16 protein-coding genes are annotated in these 20821 nt (G+C 68.6%); 8 read left to right on the top strand and 8 right to left on the bottom strand.

Going from position 1 to position 20821, the window contains the following annotated elements:
* Positions 1-46 precede the first annotated feature (46 nt).
* A complete protein-coding gene (gene lnt / locus J0I47_RS08370; protein ID WP_294046340.1) occupies positions 47-1615 on the bottom strand; it encodes an apolipoprotein N-acyltransferase in 1569 nt (522 codons plus the stop codon).
* Positions 1616-1974: 359 nt separating this feature from the next.
* On the opposite strand from lnt, the gene J0I47_RS08375 reads away from it, so the two are divergent.
* Positions 1975-2394 carry a VOC family protein gene (locus J0I47_RS08375; protein WP_294046341.1) on the top strand — a complete coding sequence of 140 codons (420 nt, stop codon included), beginning with the start codon at positions 1975-1977 and terminating at the stop codon, positions 2392-2394.
* 1 nt (position 2395) lies between these two features.
* Positions 2396-2698, top strand: a complete 303-nt coding sequence (locus J0I47_RS08380) for a polyhydroxyalkanoic acid system family protein (RefSeq protein ID WP_294046342.1) — start codon at positions 2396-2398, stop codon at positions 2696-2698.
* Between the two features lie 90 nt (positions 2699-2788).
* On the opposite strand, the gene J0I47_RS08385 is transcribed toward J0I47_RS08380, so the two are convergent.
* The gene (locus J0I47_RS08385; RefSeq protein ID WP_294046343.1) at positions 2789-4453 is read right to left on the bottom strand and encodes an alkaline phosphatase family protein; all 1665 of its coding nucleotides are present in this window, start codon (positions 4451-4453) and stop codon (positions 2789-2791) included.
* A gap of 72 nt (positions 4454-4525) precedes the next feature.
* Here J0I47_RS08385 and J0I47_RS08390 point away from each other — a divergent pair, with 72 nt between their 5' ends.
* Positions 4526-6556, top strand: coding sequence for a thioredoxin family protein (locus tag J0I47_RS08390; RefSeq protein ID WP_294046344.1), 2031 nt, complete (start codon positions 4526-4528; stop codon positions 6554-6556).
* 30 nt (positions 6557-6586) lie between these two features.
* Here J0I47_RS08390 and J0I47_RS08395 read toward each other — a convergent pair whose 3' ends face one another.
* Positions 6587-7387, bottom strand: coding sequence for an arginyltransferase (locus J0I47_RS08395; protein ID WP_294046345.1), 801 nt, complete (start codon positions 7385-7387; stop codon positions 6587-6589).
* A gap of 271 nt (positions 7388-7658) precedes the next feature.
* Between J0I47_RS08395 and J0I47_RS08400 the strand changes: the two genes are divergently transcribed.
* On the top strand, positions 7659-8147 hold the full coding sequence (locus J0I47_RS08400) for a hypothetical protein (protein WP_294046347.1): 489 nt from the start codon (positions 7659-7661) through the stop codon (positions 8145-8147).
* A gap of 133 nt (positions 8148-8280) precedes the next feature.
* On the opposite strand, the gene J0I47_RS08405 is transcribed toward J0I47_RS08400, so the two are convergent.
* A complete protein-coding gene (locus tag J0I47_RS08405) occupies positions 8281-9519 on the bottom strand; it encodes a threonine ammonia-lyase (protein WP_294046348.1) in 1239 nt (412 codons plus the stop codon).
* A 77-nt stretch (positions 9520-9596) separates the two neighbouring features.
* Here J0I47_RS08405 and J0I47_RS08410 point away from each other — a divergent pair, with 77 nt between their 5' ends.
* Complete coding sequence (locus J0I47_RS08410; RefSeq protein ID WP_294046350.1) at positions 9597-11261, top strand: amidohydrolase family protein; 1665 nt, start codon at positions 9597-9599, stop codon at positions 11259-11261.
* A gap of 84 nt (positions 11262-11345) precedes the next feature.
* Here the strand turns inward: J0I47_RS08410 and wrbA are convergent, their stop codons facing one another.
* Together wrbA and J0I47_RS08420 are read right to left on the bottom strand one after the other, a co-directional pair.
* Positions 11346-11948: an NAD(P)H:quinone oxidoreductase gene (wrbA, locus tag J0I47_RS08415; protein ID WP_294046352.1), complete on the bottom strand. Its 603-nt coding sequence runs from the start codon at positions 11946-11948 to the stop codon at positions 11346-11348.
* Positions 11949-12055: 107 nt separating this feature from the next.
* Positions 12056-12772 carry a pirin family protein gene (locus tag J0I47_RS08420; protein WP_294046354.1) on the bottom strand — a complete coding sequence of 239 codons (717 nt, stop codon included), beginning with the start codon at positions 12770-12772 and terminating at the stop codon, positions 12056-12058.
* Between the two features lie 207 nt (positions 12773-12979).
* On the opposite strand from J0I47_RS08420, the gene J0I47_RS08425 reads away from it, so the two are divergent.
* From J0I47_RS08425 to ctrA, 3 genes are all read left to right on the top strand, one after another.
* The gene (locus J0I47_RS08425; RefSeq protein WP_294046356.1) at positions 12980-13888 is read left to right on the top strand and encodes a LysR family transcriptional regulator; all 909 of its coding nucleotides are present in this window, start codon (positions 12980-12982) and stop codon (positions 13886-13888) included.
* Entirely contained in the window at positions 13885-14922 is a 1038-nt protein-coding gene (locus tag J0I47_RS08430) for an AI-2E family transporter (RefSeq protein WP_294046357.1), read from the top strand. The genes J0I47_RS08425 and J0I47_RS08430 overlap by 4 nt, the downstream gene beginning before the upstream one ends.
* 170 nt (positions 14923-15092) lie before the next feature.
* Positions 15093-15794, top strand: a complete 702-nt coding sequence (ctrA, locus tag J0I47_RS08435; RefSeq protein ID WP_294046359.1) for a response regulator transcription factor CtrA — start codon at positions 15093-15095, stop codon at positions 15792-15794.
* A gap of 296 nt (positions 15795-16090) precedes the next feature.
* Here ctrA and J0I47_RS08440 read toward each other — a convergent pair whose 3' ends face one another.
* Both J0I47_RS08440 and J0I47_RS08445 read right to left on the bottom strand, forming a co-directional pair.
* Positions 16091-17641: an efflux transporter outer membrane subunit gene (locus J0I47_RS08440; RefSeq protein WP_294046361.1), complete on the bottom strand. Its 1551-nt coding sequence runs from the start codon at positions 17639-17641 to the stop codon at positions 16091-16093.
* A complete protein-coding gene (locus J0I47_RS08445) occupies positions 17638-20817 on the bottom strand; it encodes an efflux RND transporter permease subunit (RefSeq protein ID WP_294046363.1) in 3180 nt (1059 codons plus the stop codon). Before J0I47_RS08445 ends, J0I47_RS08440 begins: the two co-directional genes overlap by 4 nt.
* Positions 20818-20821: the final 4 nt, after the last annotated feature.

Below are 20821 nucleotides of genomic sequence, written 5' to 3' on the forward strand. Positions count from 1 at the left end.
CCGTTGCCATGCCCATATAAAGCTTTCCTTATATGACGAGCCGCTCCTAGCGGCGGCGGCGGCGAATGGCAATCGCGATCAGCGTTAACGCGAGCGCGGCGATCGCGACCGTCCAGTTGCCGAGCCGGCTGAACGGCGTGGGGGCGAAGCGCGGCGGGATCGGCGCCTCGATCGCGCCGGTCCGGTGCATGCCGATCGCGGTCAGGATGCGCCCGTCGGCGGCGATGATCGCGGAGATGCCGGTGGGGGTCGAGCGGACGATCGGCAGCCCCTCCTCGATCGCGCGCAACTGCGCCTGCGCCAGGTGCGCGGGCGGGCCGAGATCGCCGAACCAGGCGTCGTTGGACGGATTGAACAGGAAATCGGGGCGATCGCGCGGATCGACCGTCGCGCCCGAGAAGATCACTTCGTAGCAGATCAGGATGCCGACCCGGCCGAACCCCGTCACGGAAATCGCGCGCGGTCCCGGCCCGGGGGTGAAGTCGAAGTCCCCCGGCACCAGCCGTGCGAGGCCGAGCGGCTTGAGCAGCCAGGGCAGGGGGAGGTATTCGCCGAAGGGTACCAGGTGCGACTTGTCGTAGCGGCCGTGCAGGCGCGCATCGGGCTCGACCAGCACGACCGAGTTGGTCGCGGCGGTCACCTCGTCGCTGCGCGGATCGAACGTCATCGTCTGCGCGCCGGTCAGGATCGCGTCGCGGTCGCCGAGCAGCGCCGCCATCCGCACGCGCGCCAGCGTCGCGCTGCCCATGTAATCGTAGACGTAGCGCGGATAGCCGTCCTCGACCGGGAAGCGCATCGCCCCCTCCGGCCAGAACAGCAGTCGCGGGCGGTCGCCGGGGCGGCCGGACTCGCGTGCCAGTGCCTCGAAATTATTCTCGGCATAGGCGGCGGTCGGGCGCTCCTCCTCGGGCAGATTGGGCTGGACGACGCGCAGCAACTGGCGCGCTTCAGGCGTGGGGACGCAGGTCGCGATGCGGCAGCGGTCGGTGCCGATCAGGGCGAGCAGGGCGAACCCCGGCACGGCGATCGCCGCCAGCCGCCAGCGGCGCAACACCAGCAGCATCAGCGCGCCGGCCACCACGACGATCAGCCCGGACAGGGTATAGGTCCCGACCGCCCAGGCCGGCTGCGCCAGTCCCGCCGGCACCAGCACGACGCTCAAGGGGTCCCACGGATAGCCGGTGAACATCGCCCCGCGCAGATATTCGGTCACCGTCCACGCCGCGCCGGCGACCAGCACGAACGCGGCGTCGGGAGCGGGGGCGAGGTCGCGCCGCGCCGCCGGGCTGGCGAGCCGCCACGCAAGACCCGCGGCGAGCATGGGGTAGATCGCAAGGTACGCCGCCAGCGCCAGCACCGCGACATAGCCGAGCGATGGCGGCATTGCGTCCTGGAACGCGAACGGCTGCTGCACCCAGGCGTTGGCGATGGCGAAATGCCCGACCCCGAACCACCAGCCGATGCCGAGCACGCGGCGCAGCGAGGGCGCTTCATGGACGAGATGGAGCCATGCCGCGATCGCGACGACGGTGGCGGGCAGGAAGCTCCACGGCGGAATACCGAGCGCGGACACGATGCCGAGGATCAGGGGGAGGAGGAAGCGGAGGCGGTGCAAGGCGGACGCTGACCCAATTCGTCATGCCGGGCTCGTCCCGGTGTTCGACCTTTGGCTTAGCCCCGCTAAGCCAAGATTGCATCCGGGGGATGCAATCTCGGTCGAACATACCGTGCCGCGAGCGCCGCACGCGTTGTGTATGCGGCCCGGTGGACCCCGGGACAAGCCCGGGATGACGGGATTGGTGTGCCTCCTATTCTGATGAGGTAGAATGCGCGCGCCCATTCCAGCGCCTCCCCGGCGGAGGCCGGGGTCCAGTCGGGATGGCGGTGGTAATGAAGCGCCACGCTCGCCAACCGGCCGCTTCCACCTAGACCCCGGCCTTCGCCGGGGTGGAATTTTGAGATAGGACTCGCGCCATGACCCTCCGCCCGTTCCACCTCGCCTTCCCCGTCCACGATCTCGCCGCGGCGCGCGCCTTCTATGGCGGCACGCTCGGGTGCGCGGAGGGGCGGAGTTCCGACCACTGGATCGACTTCGACCTTTACGGGCATCAGATCGTCGCGCATCTCGACCCCGCCGCGGAGCCGGTCGCGGTCGCCAATGCGGTCGACGGTCACGACGTGCCGGTGCCGCATTTCGGCGTGGTGCTGACCATGTCCGACTGGCGCGCGCTGGCCGATCGCGTCGCGGCCGCCGGCGTGCCGTTCGGGATCGCTCCGCACATCCGATTCGTCGGGCAACCGGGCGAGCAGGCGACGATGTTCTTCTGCGACCCCAGCGGGAACGCGCTCGAGTTCAAGGCGTTCGCCGATGACGCCATGCTGTTCGCCAAATGACATGACCGAGCCGATCGTCGTCGAGATCCCGCACAAACTGGGCCAGGCCGAGGCGCGGTCGCGTGTCGATCGCGGGATCGGCAAGCTCGCGGGCATGATCCCCGGCGGCGCGGCGGTCGATCATGCTTGGGCGGGCGACGTCCTGAACTTCACCGTCGCCGCAATGGGCCAGCGCATCGCGAGCCGGATCGACGTCCGCGCCGACCGCGTCATCGCGACGGTCGACCTGCCACCCTTCCTCGCGCTGTTCGCCGACCGGATCCGCGCGAAGCTGACCAAGGAAGCGCCAAGGCTGCTGGAATAGTCAGCCGCGCGTATTCCCGCGAAAGCGGGAATCCAGAGCCAAGCACGATATCGCTCGAAACCCTGGGCTCCTGCGTCCGCAGGAGCACGGTCATTGCGGACACGTGCTCCCCGGCCCGCCGTCCAGGTCGAGGCAGCGCCCGTCCACCTCGCCCGGCGCCAGCGGAAAGCCGATCAGCGCGGCGAGCGTCGGCATGATGTCGACCGTCTCGACCGACAGCGGCTGCTCGAACCCAGCCATGCCGCGCCGCCAGAACAGGATCGGCACGCGGCGGTCGTAATCCCAGATGCTGCCATGCGTCGCGATGGTGCCCGACGGCGTGCTGACCGGCGCGATCGGCGTGATCCGCGGCTTCAGATAGACGGCGAAATCGCCCGAGCGGTCGGGCGCGAACGCGGCGCGGCTGCGCTGGAGCAGGCTCCACGTCTCGGGTGGTCCCGACGGCAGCGGCGCGGCGGCGCGTTCGTCGCGCGTGAACACGGCGGCGACCTGCGGATCGGCGCGATAGCGGCGCACGGCCTCGGCCAGCACGCGGTCGCGATCCGCCGGCTTCAGCTTGGGGTCGATCCACACCTCGCCATTGACCGCGCCGTAGAGCAACTGTCCGTCGAGCCCCCACTCCTTGGCGATCACGCTGCCCATAGTGCGCGGGGTCAGCGCGGCGGCGACGCGATCGGCGGTCGGGGCGGCACGCTCGCGCTCGCGTTCCGGAATGTCGTTGCCGCCATGGTCGGCGGTCAGCGCGACGACGTAATCGACGCCGGTCTTGTCGAGCGCGGCGAACAGCCGGCCGAGCGACTTGTCGAGCGCGGCGAGGTGGATGCACATCTCCGCGCCTTCGGTGCCGAAGGTGTGGCCGACATAATCGGTCGCCGACGCGCCGACCGCCAGCACGTCGATCGCCGGCCCGCGCCCGAGCTTCAGGTCCTGCGCCCGCTGGATCGCCAGGTCGATGATCGCGGTGTCGAATGCGGGCGAGGCCTTCCACTGGCCCTCCGACTTCGGCTTGCGCGCGAAGCGGCCGTCGCCGACCGGATGGCCCTGCGCCATCACCGGGCGGTCGATCGACCTGCACCAGGCGGGCTCGGCCATCGCGGGGCCGCCGCGCGCGATCTCTGCCGCCGCCGTCGCATTGGCGCGCGTCACCGCCGCCGGCACCGCGCGGCCGGCGTAGGAGATGAACCCCTTGCCGTCGCGCCAGAACCAGAGGTCGTCGATCTTGTGCCCGCCGAGCTGGATCGCCGCGCGATCCTTGCCCGCGACCGACACGATGCGGACGCGCGGATCGGCATTCTTCATCCGCTCGCCGAGCGTAGGGACGCGCAGATGGACGTCGGACGCGACGTAATTGTCGGGCGTCGTGCCGGGGATGCGCTCGTCTTCCATGCAATAGACCAGGCCGGGGCGCGCTCCCTTGAAATCGTACCAGTCGTTCGCGATCATTCCGGTGCGCGACGGGCGGTCGCCGGTCATGATGGTCGAATGGCCGGGGCAGGTCTCGGTCGCGGAATGGCTCTGGTACCCGCTCGGGAACACCGCGCCGTCGAGCAGGCGGGCGAACCCGCCGGTGAAGCGGTTGCGATATTCGGCGAACAGGTCGGCGGAGAACTGGTCGACCGAGATCACGACGATCAGCCTGGGCGCGACGCGATGCGGTGCCGCGGCGACGGACGGCAGCGTGGGGGCGGCGTCCTGCGCGGCGATCGGCGACGCGGCGAGCGTCAGGAGCAGGGGAGCGAATCGAACGGCACGCATCGGCAGGACTCCGAAAGGGCAGGGCACGATGCCGCTATGGCGCTCGCGCGGTTAAGCTGACAAGGGATGGCGATGCGCGCGATCGGTTTCCTGTTGATGACATTGTGGCTGGCCCTCGCGCCGGCGGCATGGGCGCAGGGTGTACCGAGCGGCGGATCGGAGGGGCCGCCGCCGCATCTGCGGATCGAGCTGGTGCCGGAAACGTCGGTGCCGCGGGCCGGCGGGCGGGTCGCGCTGGCGCTGGTGTCGACGCCGCAGCCGGGGTGGCACGGTTACTGGCAGAATCCGGGCGATGCCGGCTTCCCGGCGAAATTCGCCTGGACGCTGCCGGCCGGGGTGACGGCGGGCGAGCCGGCTTATCCCGCGCCCGACCGGCTGCTGATCGCCGGGCTGATGAATTATGTGTTCGACAAGCCGTACACGCCGATCGTCGAACTGACGGTGCCGGCCGGGCTGGCGGCGGGGACGCGATTGCCGGTCAGGCTGCATCTGCAATATCTCGTCTGCACGACCAGCCTGTGCGTGCCCGAACAAGGCGATTTCGCGGTCGATCTGGCGGTCGGCGACGGAGCGATCGACCCGGCGACACGCGCGCGGTTCGACGGCTGGCGCCGCGCCTTGCCGCAGCCGCTGGGGTCGCCAGCGACCTATCAGGCGAGCGGCGGCGCAGTGCGGATCGCGGTGCCCTATCCGGCGAGCGCGGCGGGCAGGGACGCCTATTTCTATCCGCTGACGAGCGGCGCGATCGATTATGCCGCGCCGCAGGCGGTGGCGCGCGACGGTGATCGCCTGATCGTCACGACCAAGGGTAAGCCGAGCGGGCCGATCGCGGGGGTGCTGAGCGTCGATGGTCGCGCGCTCGCGCTGACCGCTACGCCGGGCGTGGTGCCGGCGGTCGCGGCGGTAGCATCGAACGGCAGTGCTTTGAGCGGCGCGCTGCTCGCGTTCCTCGGTGCGGTGCTCGGCGGGTTGATCCTGAACGTGATGCCGTGCGTGTTCCCGATCCTGAGCCTGAAGGCGCTGAGCCTCGCCAAGGCCGGCGGCGACGAGCGCGCGGCGCGGGGCGAGGCGCTGGCCTATACCGCCGGCGCGATCGCGATGTGCGTGGCGCTCGGCGCGGCAGTGGTCGGGTTGCGCGCGGGCGGCAATGCGGCCGGCTGGGCGTTCCAGTTGCAGGATGCGCGCGTCGTCGTGCTGCTGATGCTGCTCGCGCTGGGGATCGCGCTCAACCTCGCCGGGCTGTTCGAGCTGGCGATGCCGGGGTTCGTGTCGCGCGGGCAGGGGACTGCCGGAGCGTTCGGCACCGGGGCGCTGGCCGCGTTCGTCGCGACGCCGTGCGCGGGGCCGTTCCTGGGGGTGGCGCTGGGGGCGGCACTGGTGCTGCCGTGGTATGTCGGGTTGCTGGTGTTCGCCGGGTTGGGGTTCGGGCTCGGGCTGCCATTCCTGGCGCTGGGGTTCGTGCCGGCGTTGCGGCGACGACTGCCCAGGCCGGGGCCGTGGATGGCAAACCTGCGCCGAATCCTGTCGATCCCGATGTTCGTGACGGCGGTCGGCCTGGCGTGGCTGCTCGGACAGGAGGCCGGAGTGAATGGCATGGCGCTCGGCCTGCTGGTCGCGCTGGGGGCGGCGATCGTGCTGTGGGCCGGCGGACGACGGCAGGCGCGCGGGCTGGGGTTCGGGGTCGCCGCGCTGGTGATGCTGGCGGCGATCGCGGTGGCGGGCGTGTGGCTCGTCCAGCGCGCGCACAGACCGGCCGCCGCCATCGCCAACGCCGCGGGCACCGAGCCGTTCAGCGAAACGAGGCTCGCCCAGTTGCGCGCGAGCGGCCGTCCGGTGTTCGCCTATTTCACCGCCGACTGGTGCCTGTCGTGCAAGGTCAACGAGCGAGTCGCGATCGACACCGACGCGGTGCGTGCCGCGTTCAAGGCGAAGAACGTCGCGACGCTGGTCGGCGACTGGACGACCGGCGATCCCGCGCTCGGTCGCTTCATCGCGGCGCACGGGCGCGCGGGGGTGCCGCTCTATCTCTATTATCCGGCGGGTGGCGGCGAACCATGCGAACTGCCGCAGATCCTAACGCCGGGGGTGCTGACGGCGCTTTAAAAGCCCTCCTCCGAAGAGCAGGGTAACAGTTTACACCAACTCGCTCAGCGCCAGCGCCTGCTCGACCGGATGCGCCGGGGGCGAATACGTCGCGTCCTCGTCGTCGAGCAACGTCCAGCCGGTCGGCCCGAGCACCTCGAGCGGGCGGTAGCGCGTCTTGTACGCCATCCGCGCCGAGCCCTTCACCCAATAGCCGAGATAGACATAGGGAAGCCCCGCCGCCCGCGCGCGCAGGATGTGGTCCATGATGACGAAATTGCCGAGCCCCGGCCGCGCTTCCTCGTCCGCCAGGAAGAAGCTGTAGATCATGCTGAGCCCGTCGGCCTGCTGGTCGGTCAGGCAGGCGGCGACCAGCCGCCCGCGCTCACCGTGTACGCTGGGCTCGCGATATTCGACGATCACCGAATTGACCGGCGACTGCTCGACCATGTCGGCATAGTCGCCGTCGTCCATCAGCGTCATTCCGCCCGACGGATGCCGCGCACCGAGGTAGCGGCGGAGCAGCTGGAACTGCTCGTCGGTCGCCCAGGGATTGCACGCGGTGACTTCCAGGTCGGCGTGGCGGCGCAGCAGCTTGCGCTGGCTGGCATTGGGCTTGAACTCGTGGGCGACGACGCGAACCGACACGCATGCCGAACAACCGGCGCAACTCGGGCGGTAGGCGACCGACTGGCTGCGGCGGAAACCGATCCGGCCGAGTGCGTCGTTCAACTCGCCGGCATGCGGGCCGTTGAGCTCGGTGAACACCTTCCGCTCCTGCCGGCCCGGCAGGTACGGGCACGGCGACGGGCTGGTCACGAAGAAGCGCGGAAATCGGAAGGGCGCAGTCACCGCCGGCAAATCCTCTGGGCGGGCCGGAATGGCCGCCTGTCGAGACTGTTATGAATCGCGCCGCGCATGATGAAAAGCGGCTTTACCATGAAAGAGCGTTAACGCGAGCCGGGCGCCTGCACGAGCGGGTTGCGCGTGGCAGGATACCGCGTCCGGCCGGTTCGCCCAAGGGCACCGGTCGCACCGCCGATTCGCCCCGTCGCAAGTTTGCCGCCGCAAGCTGGGGTTCAGCCTGCGCGCACTACGCATGGGGTGACGAGGAGGTTGCCCGATGCGTGGAATGATGATGCTGGCCGGTTTGGCGATGGCTGCGCCCGCCGTGGCGCAGGACGAATTGCCGCAGCCGCCGATCGGATCGAGCTATATCGAGGCGACCTGCGCCGGCGGGATCGCTGGACGGTCGGAAACGACGCGGATCATGGCGAGCGGTCGGGTCGAGCGGCTGAGCGGGCGGCCGGCGGCGATCGCCACGGCGCGGGTAGCGGCGGCCCGCTATGACGCGCTGTCGCGGCGACTCGATCGCGCGGGGTTCGATACGCGCACCAGCCCGCGCGTGACTCAGCCCGTCATCGACGGGATCGACTGCTCGCTGATGCGAGTGAAGCGCGGCGTGCCGCATACCGTGAACCTGCCGCAGGCCGCGCGCGACCTGCCGCGGATGCGCGATCTAGCGTCGATCACCGACGACGTCATCGCGCTCGGCCGCGATGCGACGAGGGCGCGGATGCGGCCGGTCGTGCGGTCCGATCGTCCGAATTGAAGCGGCACCCCGGCGAAGGCCGGGGCCCAGGTGGGAAGGTCGGCGTAACAGAGCACAGCGCGCATCACGATCGTCCACCAACTGGGCCCCGGCCTTCGCCGGGGTGGGGTCGGGGAGGACGGTGTGACCAGCGCTACGCGATCGTCGCTTCGCTCACTTCATACCCCGCGTCGCGCAGCGCCTTCAGCAGGCGGTCGAGGTGCGCGCGGTCGCGCGTCTCGCATTCGATGTCGGTAATCAGGCCCTTCGCCGGCAGGTGGGTGAAGATGCGCTGGTGATAGACTTCGATGATGTTGACGCGCTGGTCGTTGAAGATGCTGGCGACGTGGAACAGCGCGCCGGGCTGGTCCTTCAACCGCACGCTCAGCCGCGCGATCCGCCCCGCGCGCACCAGATCGCGCAACAGCACGTTGGCGAGCAGGCGCGTGTCGATATTGCCGCCGCACAGCACGATCCCGACCGTGCGGTCGCGGAACCGCTCCGGATGATCGAGCAACGCCGCGAGGCCCGCCGCGCCCGCGCCCTCGACGACCGATTTCTCGATCTGGAGCAGTAGGCTGACGGCGTGCTCCAGGCTGCGTTCGCTGACCAGCACGATGTCGTCGACCAGCGCCGCGACCATCCTGGAGGTGATGCCGCCGGGCTCCTTGACCGCGATGCCCTCGGCCAGCGTGTCGCCGGCGCAGGGCATGTCGGTGCCCTTGATGCGGTTGTACATCGACGGGAACAGTTCGGCCTCGACGCCGATCACCTCGACCGGATGGTCCGCTGCCTTCGCGACAGTCGCCATCCCGCTGATGAGTCCGCCGCCGCCGATCGGGGTGATGAACGTGTCGATCGCCGGCACGTCCTCCAGCATCTCGATCGCGACGGTGCCGGCGCCGGCCACGATGCGCGGATCGTCGAACGGGTGGACGAAGGTGTAGCCGCGCTCCGCCTCCAACTCGCGGGCATGGGCATAGGCCGCGTCGAACGTGTCGCCGTACAGGATCACGGTCGCGCCGTGCCCCTCAGTCTGGACGACCTTCACTGTCGGCGTGTTGGTCGGCATGACGATCGTTGCCGGGATGCCGAGCCGGTTGGCGTTGTAGGCAAGCCCTTGCGCATGATTGCCCGCCGACGCCGCGATCACGCCCTTCGCCCGGCTCGCCTCGTCGAGTTGCAGCAGCGTGTTGAGCGCGCCGCGTTCCTTGTACGCCGCGGTGAATTGCAGGTTCTCGAACTTCAGATAGACCTTCGCGCCGGTCAACTCGCTCAGCGTGCGGCTGAAGAAGCACGGCGTGCGGACGATCGCGTCGCGGATGCGCGCATGGGCGGCGCGGACGTCGTCGATCGTGACGGGCAGGGCGGCGGTCTTGGTTTGGGTAGCCATCGCCGCGCGGCCTAGACCATCTGGCGCGGTGACGGAACACCGCTTATGCCGCCTGCCATGGTGCAACGGAGCAAAGCATGATCGCCGCCTGGAAAAAACTGATCGCGGCGACGGCGGGGTGCGCGCTGGTCGCGGGGCCGGCGCTGGCGGACGGACTGGTCGACAACGTCAACGGCATCACGATGGATGCGGACGGCAAGGTGATCCACTTCACCGGCATGCTGGTCGATCGCGACGGCAAGGTCGTGCGGCTGCTGCAATCGGGCGACAAGCGGCCCGATCGCCCCGACTGGCTGGCGAACGAGCATGGCCGCACGCTGCTGCCCGGGTTCATCGACGCGCACGGGCATGTCATGGACCTGGGGTTCCGCGCGCTAGAGCTTGATCTGTCGGACACGAAGTCGCTCGATGAGGCGAAGGCGAAGATCGCCGCGTACGTGAAGGTCAACCCGGAAAAGAAGTGGATTCTGGGCGGCGGCTGGAACCAGGAGAAGTGGCGGCTCGGCCGCTTCCCGACCGCGGCCGACCTCGACAGTGTCGTGAGCGACCGCCCGGTCTGGCTCGAACGCGCCGACGGGCACGCCGCCTGGGGCAACACCGCCGCGATCCGCGCCGCCGGCGTGACCGCGAAGACCGCGACGCCCCCGGGCGGTCGCATCGAGAAGATCGGCGCGGAGCCGGCCGGCGTGTTCGTCGACGCCGCACAGGGCCTGGTCGAGAAGGCCGTGCCGCAGCCGCTGCCCAAGGATCGCGACGTCGCGCTGGTGAAGGCGCAGGACATGCTGCTCGCGTTCGGCATCACCGCGACGTCGGACATGGGCACCTCGCTCGACGACTGGCTGGCGATGCGGCGGATGGGGGATCGAGGCGCGTTGCAGGTGCGGATCATGAGCTATGGCCTGGGTGTCGAGACCGCGATCCGGATCGGCGGGGCGGGGCCGACGCCGTGGCTGTACCGCGACCGGCTGCGGATGGGCGGGGTGAAGCTGTTCGCCGACGGCGCGCTCGGTTCGCGTGGGGCGTGGCTGCTCGCGCCGTACAGCGACGCGCCGGGCCAGTCGGGTGCTGGCTTCATGACCGACGACGTGCTGAAGAACTACATGGTCCGCGCGGCGATGGACGGGTGGCAAGTCGCGGTCCACGCGATCGGCGACAGGGCCAACCGCCAGGTGCTCGACGCGATCGACGCGATCAAGGACGCCTATCCGGGCGATCGCCGCTGGCGGATCGAACATGCCCAGATCGTCGATCCCGCCGACCTGCCGCGGTTCAAGACGCTGGGCGTCATCGCCTCGATGCAGCCGACCCATGCGACGTCGGACCGGACGATGGCGGAGGCGCGGCTGGGCCCGACGCGGCTGACCGGCGCCTATGCCTGGGCGACGATGCTACGTAACGGCGTGCCGCTGGCGTTCGGCAGCGACTATCCGGTCGAAAGTCCCGATCCCTGGGCCGGCTGGGCGGCGGCATTCACCCGGCAGGACGCGAGCGGCGAGCCGTTCGGCGGCTGGCGGCCGGAGGAACGCGTGACGCGCGAACAGGCGTGGTGGGCGTTCACCCAGGGCGGCGCCTATGCCGGGTTCGCCGAGAAGAAGTTCGGCCGGCTCGCACCCGGCCAGGCGGCCGACTTCATCATCGTCGATCGCGACCCGTTCCTGTCGAGCCCGACCGACCTCCGCGCGACCAAGGTCGAGGAGACCTGGGTCGGCGGGTACAAGGTGTACGAGCGGAAGGCGGGTTGAGAAGCCGTCGCCCCGGCGCGGGCCGGGGCCGCTGGCCGCAGCGTCACATAGCGGCCCCGGCCTGCGCCGGGGCGACGGTTTGAATTACCCGAACAGCTTGGCCGCCACTTCCGCGACTCGCTTGCCCTGATAGCGTGCGCCGCCCAGGTCGATATCGCTCGGCTGGCGGCTGCCGTCGCCGTCGGCGATCGTGGTCGCGCCATAGGGCGACGAGCCATGGACGTCCTTCACGCCCATCTGCCCGGCATAGCCGTAATCGAGCCCGACGATCGTCAGCCCGAAATGCAGCAGGTTGGTGATGATCGAGAACAACGTCACTTCCTGCCCGCCATGCTGCGTCGCGGTCGAGGTGAAAGCGGCGCCGACCTTGCCGTTCAGCGCGCCCTTCGCCCACAGCCCGCCGGCCTGGTCGAGGAACGACGCCATCTGGCTCGCCATGCGCCCGAACCGGGTCGGCGAGCCGACCACGATCGCATCGTACTGCGCCAATTCGTCGATCCCGCCGATCACCGGGTGGGTGTGGTCCTTCTTGAACCCGGCGTCGTCGGCGACCGCGGCCGGCGCGGTTTCGGGAACGCGGCGGATATCGACCTCGGCACCCGCCGATCGCGCACCCTCGGCGACGGCGTCGGCCATCTGCGACATGTGGCCGTAGGAGGAATAATAGAGGACAAGGACCTTGGGCATGCTGATCGCTTTCTCCCCTCCCGCTTGCGGGAGGGGTCGGGGGTGGGCGCCCGCTATCCGCAGGCGGGGTGGACAGAGGAGGGCGCAAGCCCACCCCTGGCCCGGTTTTACTCCGAGTCGACCAGAACGATCTCGCTCGGTTCGAGTGCCGTGATCGCGTAGGTGCGACCGCCCGACAGCGCGACGCCATCGCGGGCATCGACGCGCTCGCCGTCGATCTCCAGCGCGCCGGTCGCGGGCACCAGATAGGCGTGGCGACCGTCGCCGACTGCGTGAGTCAGCGTCTCGCCCGCCACGACCGTCGCGGCCATCACGCGGGCGGCGGCGCGGATCTTCAGCGCATCGTCGTCCTCGGCGAAACCCGACGCCAGCGTCACGAAGCGGCCCGAGCGGTCGCCCTTGGGAAAGGGCTTGGCGCCCCAGCTCGGCTCGCCGCCGCGCTGCGTGGGTTCGATCCAGATCTGGAACAACGTCGTCGGCACGTCCTCGACGTTGAACTCGGCATGGCGCACGCCGCTGCCCGCGCTCATCACCTGGACGTCGCCGGCGGCAGTGCGGCCGTGATTGCCCATCGAATCCTGATGCGTGATCGCGCCGGTGCGGACGTAGGTGATGATCTCCATGTCGCGGTGCGGATGCGGCGGGAAGCCGCTGTTCGGCGCGATGGCGTCGTCGTTCCACACGCGGATCGCGCCCCAGCCCATCCGCTGCGGGTCGTAATAATCGGCGAAGCTGAAATGATGCCGCGCGTCGAGCCAGCCATGGTCGGCATGGCCCAGCGACGCGAATGGACGGCGGTCGAGGCGAGTGGCGGTGTCGATCATCTTCGATCTCCTTGCTTGCCGACAAGATAGGGGATGCGGGCCGCGCGTAAATGGAAACGATTGAAACGGATTGTTTCCATCGGGATCGTCCACTAACCTCCGTCATGCTGAACTTGTTTCAGCATCCATCGAGCAACAAGCATGGCGTTGCCGGTGGCGTAATGGACCCTGAAACGAGTTTAGGGTGACGGAAGGGGTTTTGGCGCGGTGAGGCTACCCGATCTCGAGGCATGGGCGGTGTTCGCGACGGTCGCGGAACAGCAGTCGTTCAGCGGCGCGGCGGACGCGCTCGGCGTGTCGAAGGCGACGGTGTCGAAGGCGATCACGCGGCTGGAGGCCTCGCTCGGCACGTCGCTGTTCCACCGCACCTCGCGCCGCCTCACGCTGACGCCGAGCGGTGCGACGCTGGCCGAGCATGCCGGGCGCATCCTGGCCGAGGGCCGCGCCGCCGAGGAAGTCGCGCATGATGCCGCCAGCGCCCCCGCCGGACTGATCCGAGTCGCCGCGCCCATGACCTTCGGCATCAGCCATGTCGCGCCGGCCATCGCCGACTTCATGGTCGCGCATGCCGGCGTGCAGATCGACCTGCGCCTATCCGACGCGCGGGTCGACATCGTCGCGGAAGGCTTCGACATCGCGCTGCGGATCGCCAACCTACCCGACAGTTCGCTGCGCTCGCGTCGGCTGGCCGATGTCGCCATGCGGATCGTCGCCGCACCCCTCTATCTCGATCGCCGCGGACGGCCGCGACATCCGAGCGAGCTTAGCGCGCACGACACGTTCGGCTATGCCAATATCGTCGGCCCGGCATGGCAATTCCGCAATGCCGCCGGCGAGGAGGTGACGGTGCGTCCCGACAGCCGCTTCACGACCGACAATGGCGACGCGACGCTGCCGCTGCTCCACGCCGGGCTCGGCATCGCGCGACTGCCCGACTTCATCGTCGACGGCGAGATCGCGAGTGGGCGGCTGGAGGCGGTACTGAAGGACTGGTCGTCGCCCGAAGTCGCGCTGCATCTCGTCACCCCGCCTAGCCGGCTCCGCCCGGCGCGCGTCGAATTGCTGATCGAGTTCCTCGCCGACCGCTTTCGCTTGTTGTGCGGGGCGCGGGCATGAGGCGGCTGACCCCTGACGCCGACGACGCGCGGTTCATCCGCCGGCTGATCCTGTTGATCGTCGTGCTGGCGGTTGCGGTCGCAATCTATCGCGCCGGCAATCTGCTGGTGATCGCCTTCGGGTCGATCCTCGGCGCAATCACCATCCATGCCATCGCCGACTGGCTGGAGAAGCATGCGCGCCTGCCACACCGCGTCAGCCTGTGTGCCGCGATGCTGGGCGCGATCGGCGTGTTCGGGTTCCTCGTCTGGCTGCTGACGATGCAGTTCGGGGAGCAGATCAACCAGCTGATCGCGCAGACCCCGCTCCTGATCGACCGGCTGGCGGCGTGGATGTCGCAAAGCCAGGTCGGGGCGAAGATCGTCGCGGCGGTGCGCGACGCCTATGCCGGCAGCCAGGCGGCACAGGACGTCGGGTCGATCGCGCGGGGTGGGCTCGACGCGGCGCTCTACGTCATCCTGCTGATCGTCGGCTCGCTGTTCTTCGCGATCGAGCCAGAGCGGTACCGCGGCGGCCTGCTGCTGCTGGTGCCCAGGGACAAGCGTCCGGCGTTCGCGGAGGCGTTCGACGATCTGGAGCATACGTTGCGGCTGTGGTTGCGCGCGCAGATCATGCTGATGGTCATCATGGGCGTGCTGATCGGCGCGGGGCTGTGGATTTCGGGCGTGCCGTCGGCCGCCGCGCTCGGCCTGCTGGCGGGGATGAGCGAGTTCATCCCCTATATCGGACCGACCGTCGCGATGCTGCCCGCGCTGGGGCTGGCGGCGACCGCCGGGACGGGGCCGTTGATCGGCGCGATCGTCACCTATGCCGTCGTCCGGCTGGTCCACGACAACGGCATCACGCCCTATGTCCAGAGCAAGGTCGTGCGGATTCCGCCCGCCGTCACGTTGTTCGCGATCGTCGGGATCGGGCTGATCTTCGGGGTCGGCGGGCTGATCTTCTCGGCACCCCTGCTGGTCGCGATCTACGCGCTCATGCGCAGCCTGTACCTGCGTGAGACACTCGGCGAAGAGCTTTCCGATCCCGATTGACTCGATACCCCGAACGAGTCCGCCTGACTCGCGATTCCCCGCGACTCGTGGAGTCAGGCCGGTTATCGAAAAATTAACCTTTGTCCTTCAGATCGGCTTAGGTTAATGGATTGCGTCGAACGGCCTCGTCATTGGGACAGACGAGCGTTCGAAACACGGGGGATTGCCGCATGCGCGTGCTGCTGATCGAGGACGAGCCGACGACGGCCAAGGCCATCGAGCTCATGCTGACGACCGAAGGCTTCAACGTCTATTCGACCGACCTGGGCGAAGAGGGTTTGGACCTCGGCAAGCTCTACGACTACGACATCATCCTGCTCGACCTCAACCTGCCGGACATGCACGGCTACGACGTGCTGAAGAAGCTGCGCGTGGCGCGGGTGCAGACCCCGGTGCTGATCCTGTCGGGCGTCAGCGAGATGGATTCGAAGATCCGCTCGTTCGGCTTCGGTGCCGACGATTACGTGACCAAGCCGTTCCATCGCGAGGAGCTGACCGCGCGCATTCACGCCGTCGTCCGCCGCTCGAAGGGCCATTCGCAGTCGGTCATCAAGACCGGCAAGCTGGCGGTGAACCTGGATGCCAAGACCGTCGAGGTCGACGGCGCTCGCGTCCACCTGACCGGCAAGGAATATGCGATGCTGGAGCTGCTGTCGCTCCGCAAGGGCACGACGCTGACCAAGGAAATGTTCCTCAACCATCTTTATGGCGGGATGGACGAGCCCGAACTCAAGATCATCGACGTCTTCATCTGCAAGCTGCGCAAGAAGCTCAGCCTGGCGACCGACGGCGAGAATTACATCGAGACCGTCTGGGGCCGCGGCTATGTGCTGCGCGAGGCGGACGAAGTCGTCGAGGCGAAGGTCGCCTGACGCTTCACGGATTGACGGGGGAGATGGCCGCGGCGTCCTGGGGCGCCGCGGCTTTTCTTTGTGCTGGGAAGGCGCGTGCTCCTGCGCACGCAGGAGCCCAGGATCACGGGCGGCAGCGTCGGCGGCGCTGGGTTCCTGCTTTCGCAGGAACACGGTTCGAGAAGTGCGCGACTGCTTCCGGCAAGACCTACACCCCGGCGAAAGCCGGGGTCCAGTCGGCAAGGTCGCGGTAACGGAACGCAGCACCCTCCAACGAATCTCTCGCAACTGGGCCCCGGCTTTCGCCGTGGAGGCGCTTATCTACTCGGCGTCGTGGCCGGTTCCGGCGACAAGGGGCGCGGTCCCCCCTTCGTCGCATCCAGCATAGCGTCGCCGCCGAGCACGCGGTACAAAGTCACCAGGTTGCTCGCCCGCGTCTGCTGCACCGTCACCAGCGTCCGTTCGGCCGAATAGAGCGAGCGCTGCGCGTCCAGGCTTTGCAGGAAATTGTCGATGCCGCCGCGATAGCGCAGGTCGGACAGCGCGTAATTGTCCGCTGCGTCGTTGCGCAGGTTGCGCGTCGCAGTGACCTGCGCGGTGATCGTGCCGCGCCGCGCCAGCGCGTTGGCGACTTCCTCGAACGCGGTCTGGATGGTCTTTTCGTAGGTCGCGAGCGCCAGGTCGCGCTGCGCCTTGCTGACGTCGACATTGGCGCGGCCGGCACCGGCGCGGAAGATCGGGTAGCTGGCGTCCGCCCCTGCCTGCCAGTTGAACGCGCCGCCGCCGAACAGGCTGCCGAGCGCGGTGCTCGCGAAGCCGAGCAGGCCGGTCAGCGTGATGCGCGGGAACAGTTCCGCCCGCGCCGCGCCGATCTCGGCATTGTAGGCGCGCAGGGTGTATTCGGCCTCGACCACGTCTGGGCGGCGCAGCAGGATCGACGAATCGAACCCCGCGGGCAGTTCGGCGAGGTTGGCCGACGCTTCCTCGATCGACGCGGGAAGCAGCTGCGCATCGACCGGCGCGCCGACCAGTAGCTGGAGCGCGTTGACGTCCTGCGCGACCGCCGTCGTCTGCTGCGCAACGTCGGCATTGGCCGTTTCCAGCACCAGTTGCGCCTGGCGCAGGTCGGTGCGCGGGGCGATGCCGCCGGTCAACCGCTTGTTCGTCAAATCGACGCTGCGCGCGGCGCTGGTCGCGGTGTCCTGCGCTATCTTCAACAGGCTCTTGTCGGCGGCATATTGCAGCCAGGCGTCGCCGATGTCGCCGACCAGCGTCAGTCGCGTCGCGCGCACCGCCGCCTCGGTCGAGAAATAGCGATCCTGCGCCGCCGTCGTCAGCGAGCGGATGCGACCGAACAGGTCGATCTCGAACGCGGTAATGCCGACCTGCGCGTTATACGCCGACCGGATGCCGCTGTTGACCGTGGTGGTGGTCGCGCCGGTCGTCGTGCCGGTCGATCCGGTTCCGCCCGTCGAGCCGGTGGACCCGGTCGATCCCGTCGTCGTCGTGCCCGTCGTCACCGTCGTCGCGGTGCTGTTGCGATAGGTCGCGCCGGCGCTCGCGTCGATTTCGGGCAGCAGTTCGGCGCGCTGGATGCGGTATTGCGCGCGCGCGACCGCGATGTTGGCGGCGGCGATCCGCAGATCGCGGTTGTTCGCCAGGGCCTGGGCGATGATCGCCTGCAACCGCGGATCGCGGAAGATGTCCTGGTACCGCACGCTTGGCAGGCTCGCCTCGCTGGTGCGGAGATAGGCGTCGCCGACCGGCCAGCTCGGCGGCACCGGCAGGGCCGGGCGCTCGTACTTCGGCGCGAGCGAGCAGCCGGTCAGCGCGACGATCGCGGTCAACGTGGTGAAGCGGCGAATCATGCAGCGCCCTCCGGCTTGGGCTCGTGGTTCTCGCGCGGCTCGTGATGAAGCCGCTTGAGCGCGTCCCGCGTGGTACGGCGGACCAGCACGAAGAACAACGGGATGTAGAACACCGCGAGCAGCGTCGCGGTCAGCATCCCGCCGATCACCGCGGTGCCGATCGCGATCCGGCTGTTGGCGCCGGCCCCGGTCGAGATCGCCAGCGGCAGCACGCCGAAGATGAACGCGAAGCTGGTCATCAAGATCGGGCGGAGTCGAATGCGCGCGGCCTCCAGCGCGGCGTCGATCACCCGCTTTCCCTGCTTCTCGGCCTGTTCGGCGAACTCGATCATCAGGATCGCGTTCTTGGCGGCGAGGCCCATCGTCGTCAGCAAACCGATCTGCAGATACACGTCGTTCTGCAACCCGCGCAGCGTGACGGCGAACACCGCGCCGACCAGCCCGAGCGGAATGATGAGCAGCACGGCGATCGGGATCGTCCAGCTTTCATAGAGCGCCGCGAGACACAGGAACACGACCAGGATCGACAGGCCATAGAGCAACGGCGCCTGGCCGCCCGACAACCGCTCCTGGTACGACACGCCGGCGAGCGAGGTCGACACGCCCGGGATCTTGGCGGCCAGCGCCTCCATCTTGTTGAGCGCGTCGCCCGAGCTCTTGCCCGGCGCAGCCTGTCCCGAAATCTCGTAGGACGAGATGCCGTTGAAGCGGCTGAGCGAGGTCGGCGCGTTCGACCAGCCGGTCGTCGCGAACGAGCTGAACGGCGCCATCGCGCCGGTCGATCCGCGCACGAACCACTGGCCGATATCCTCGGGCGAGGAGCGGAACGGCGCATCGCCCTGCACGTACACGCGCTTCACGCGGCCGCGATCGTTGAAGTCGTTGACATAGCGGCCGCCCCAGGCGGTCGACAGCGTCGTGTTGACGTCGCTCTGGCTCAACCCCAGCACCGACAGCTTCTGGGGGTCGATATCGACCTTCAGCGTCGGCTGGTCGGGCAGATCGGTCGGGCGCACCGCGGCGAGGTCGGGATCGGCGCGGGCGGCGGCGAGCAACTGGTCCTTCGCCGCCAGGAACTGCTGCCGGGTCAGGCCGCCGGTATTCTGCAATTCGATCGTGAAGCCGGCCGACTGGCCCAGCCCGCGCACCGCCGCCGGGACGGTCGCGTAGAATTCGACGTCGCGCAGGCCCGCCAGCGCGCGGTTGGCGCGGCGCGTGATCGCATCGGCATTGTTGTCGCTGCCCTTACGGTCGTCCCACGGCGCCAGCGACACGAAGCCGCGGCCGGCATTCTGGCCGCCGCCGCCGCCGCCGGACGCGCCCGCCACGGACAGGATCGCGGAGACGTTCTTGCCCTCGGTCTTGAGGAAATAATCCTCGATCGCCTTCTGCGCCTGTTGCGTGCGGTTGATCGTGGCGCCGGCGGGCAGGTTGAACTGGACCTGCGCGAAGCCCTGGTCCTCGGTCGGCAGGAAGCCGGTCGGCAGGCGCAGGAACAGGATCACCAGGATCGCGAGCGTGGCGGCATAGATCGCCAGGAACAGCCACTTTCCATCGACCACGCGCTTGACGCGATCGGTGTACCACACGACCATCCGGTCGAACCGGTCGTTGAACCAGTTCCGCGCGCGCTCCGTCTTGCGGTACATCCAGGTGTCGTGGTTCTCGTCCTGCTTGCGCTTCAGCAGGGTCGCGGTCAGCGCCGGCGACAGGATCAGCGCGACGATCACCGACAGCACCATCGCCGACACGATCGTCAGCGAGAACTGGCGGTAGATCACGCCCGTGGATCCACCGAAGAACGCCATCGGCAGAAACACCGCCGACAGCACCAGCGCGATTGCGATCAGCGCGATCTGGATCTCGCCCATCGACTTGATCGTCGCCTCGCGCGGCGTCATGTCGGGATTCTCTTCCATCACGCGCTCGACATTCTCGACCACGACGATGGCGTCGTCAACGAGCAGGCCGATCGCGAGCACCAGCCCGAACAGGGTCAGCGTGTTGATCGAGAAACCCGCGACCGAGAACACTCCGAACGTGCCGAGCAGCACGACCGGCACCGCGATCGTCGGGATCAGGGTCGCGCGCCAGCTTTGCAGGAACACGAACATGACGATCACGACCAGCACGATCGCCTCGAACAAGGTCTTCACCACGTCCTCGATCGACAGCTTGATGAAGGTCGTCGAATCGTTGGGGAAATCGTAGGCGTAGCCGGGCGGGAAGTTCTTCGACGCGTCCTCGATCGCCTTCTTGACGATTTCCGCCGTGGTCAGCGCGTCGGCGCCGGGGGCCAGGCTGATCGCGATACCGGCGCCGGGATGGCCGTTGACGCGGCTGATCGAGGCATAGCTTTCCGCGCCGAGTTCGATCCGCGCGACGTCGGACAGGTGGACGGTCGATCCGTCGGTCTGCGTCTTCAGGACGATGTTGGCGAACTGCGCCGGGGTCGACAGGCGCGACTGCGCGGTGACGGTCGCGTCGAGATACTGGTCGGGTGCGCTCGGCACCGCACCGATCTCACCGGCGGCGACCTCGGCATTCTGCGCGGTGATCGCGGTCACCACGTCGCCCGGCATCAGACCGACCGCGGCGAGCTTCGCCGGGTTGAGCCAGATGCGCATCGCATATTGCGAGCCGAACACGTTGGTATCGCCGACGCCCTTCAGGCGGCCGAGCGAATCCTGCAGGTTCGACACCAAGTAATCCGACACGTCCATGTTGGTGGAGCGGTCGGTGGTGTCGTAGATCGCCGCGATCAGCAGGAAGTCGGGGTTCGACTTGGTGACCGTCAAGCCCTGTTGCTGGACCTGCTGCGGCAGGCGGCTCAGCGCCTGCTGCACCTTGTTCTGGACCTGCACCTGCGCGATGTCGGGGTTCACGCCTTTCGCGAACGTGACGCTGATCGACACCTGGCCGCGCGACGACGAGTTGGTCTGGAAATAGAGCAGGCCGTCGATCCCGGTGAGCTGCTGCTCGATCACCTGCGCGACGCTGTTTTCCAGCGTTTCGGCCGATGCGCCGGGATAGGTCGCGCGGATGTTGACGGTCGGCGGGGCGACGTCGGGGAACTGCTCGATCGGCAGGCTGAAGATCGACCCCGCGCCGACCAGCATGATGATGATCGCGATGACCCAGGCGAAGATCGGCCGGTCGATGAAAATCCTGGACATGGCG

Origin of the sequence: Sphingomonas sp. (genome assembly GCF_017304635.1) — a bacterium.
In the GTDB taxonomy this organism is placed as follows: domain Bacteria; phylum Pseudomonadota; class Alphaproteobacteria; order Sphingomonadales; family Sphingomonadaceae; genus Sphingomonas.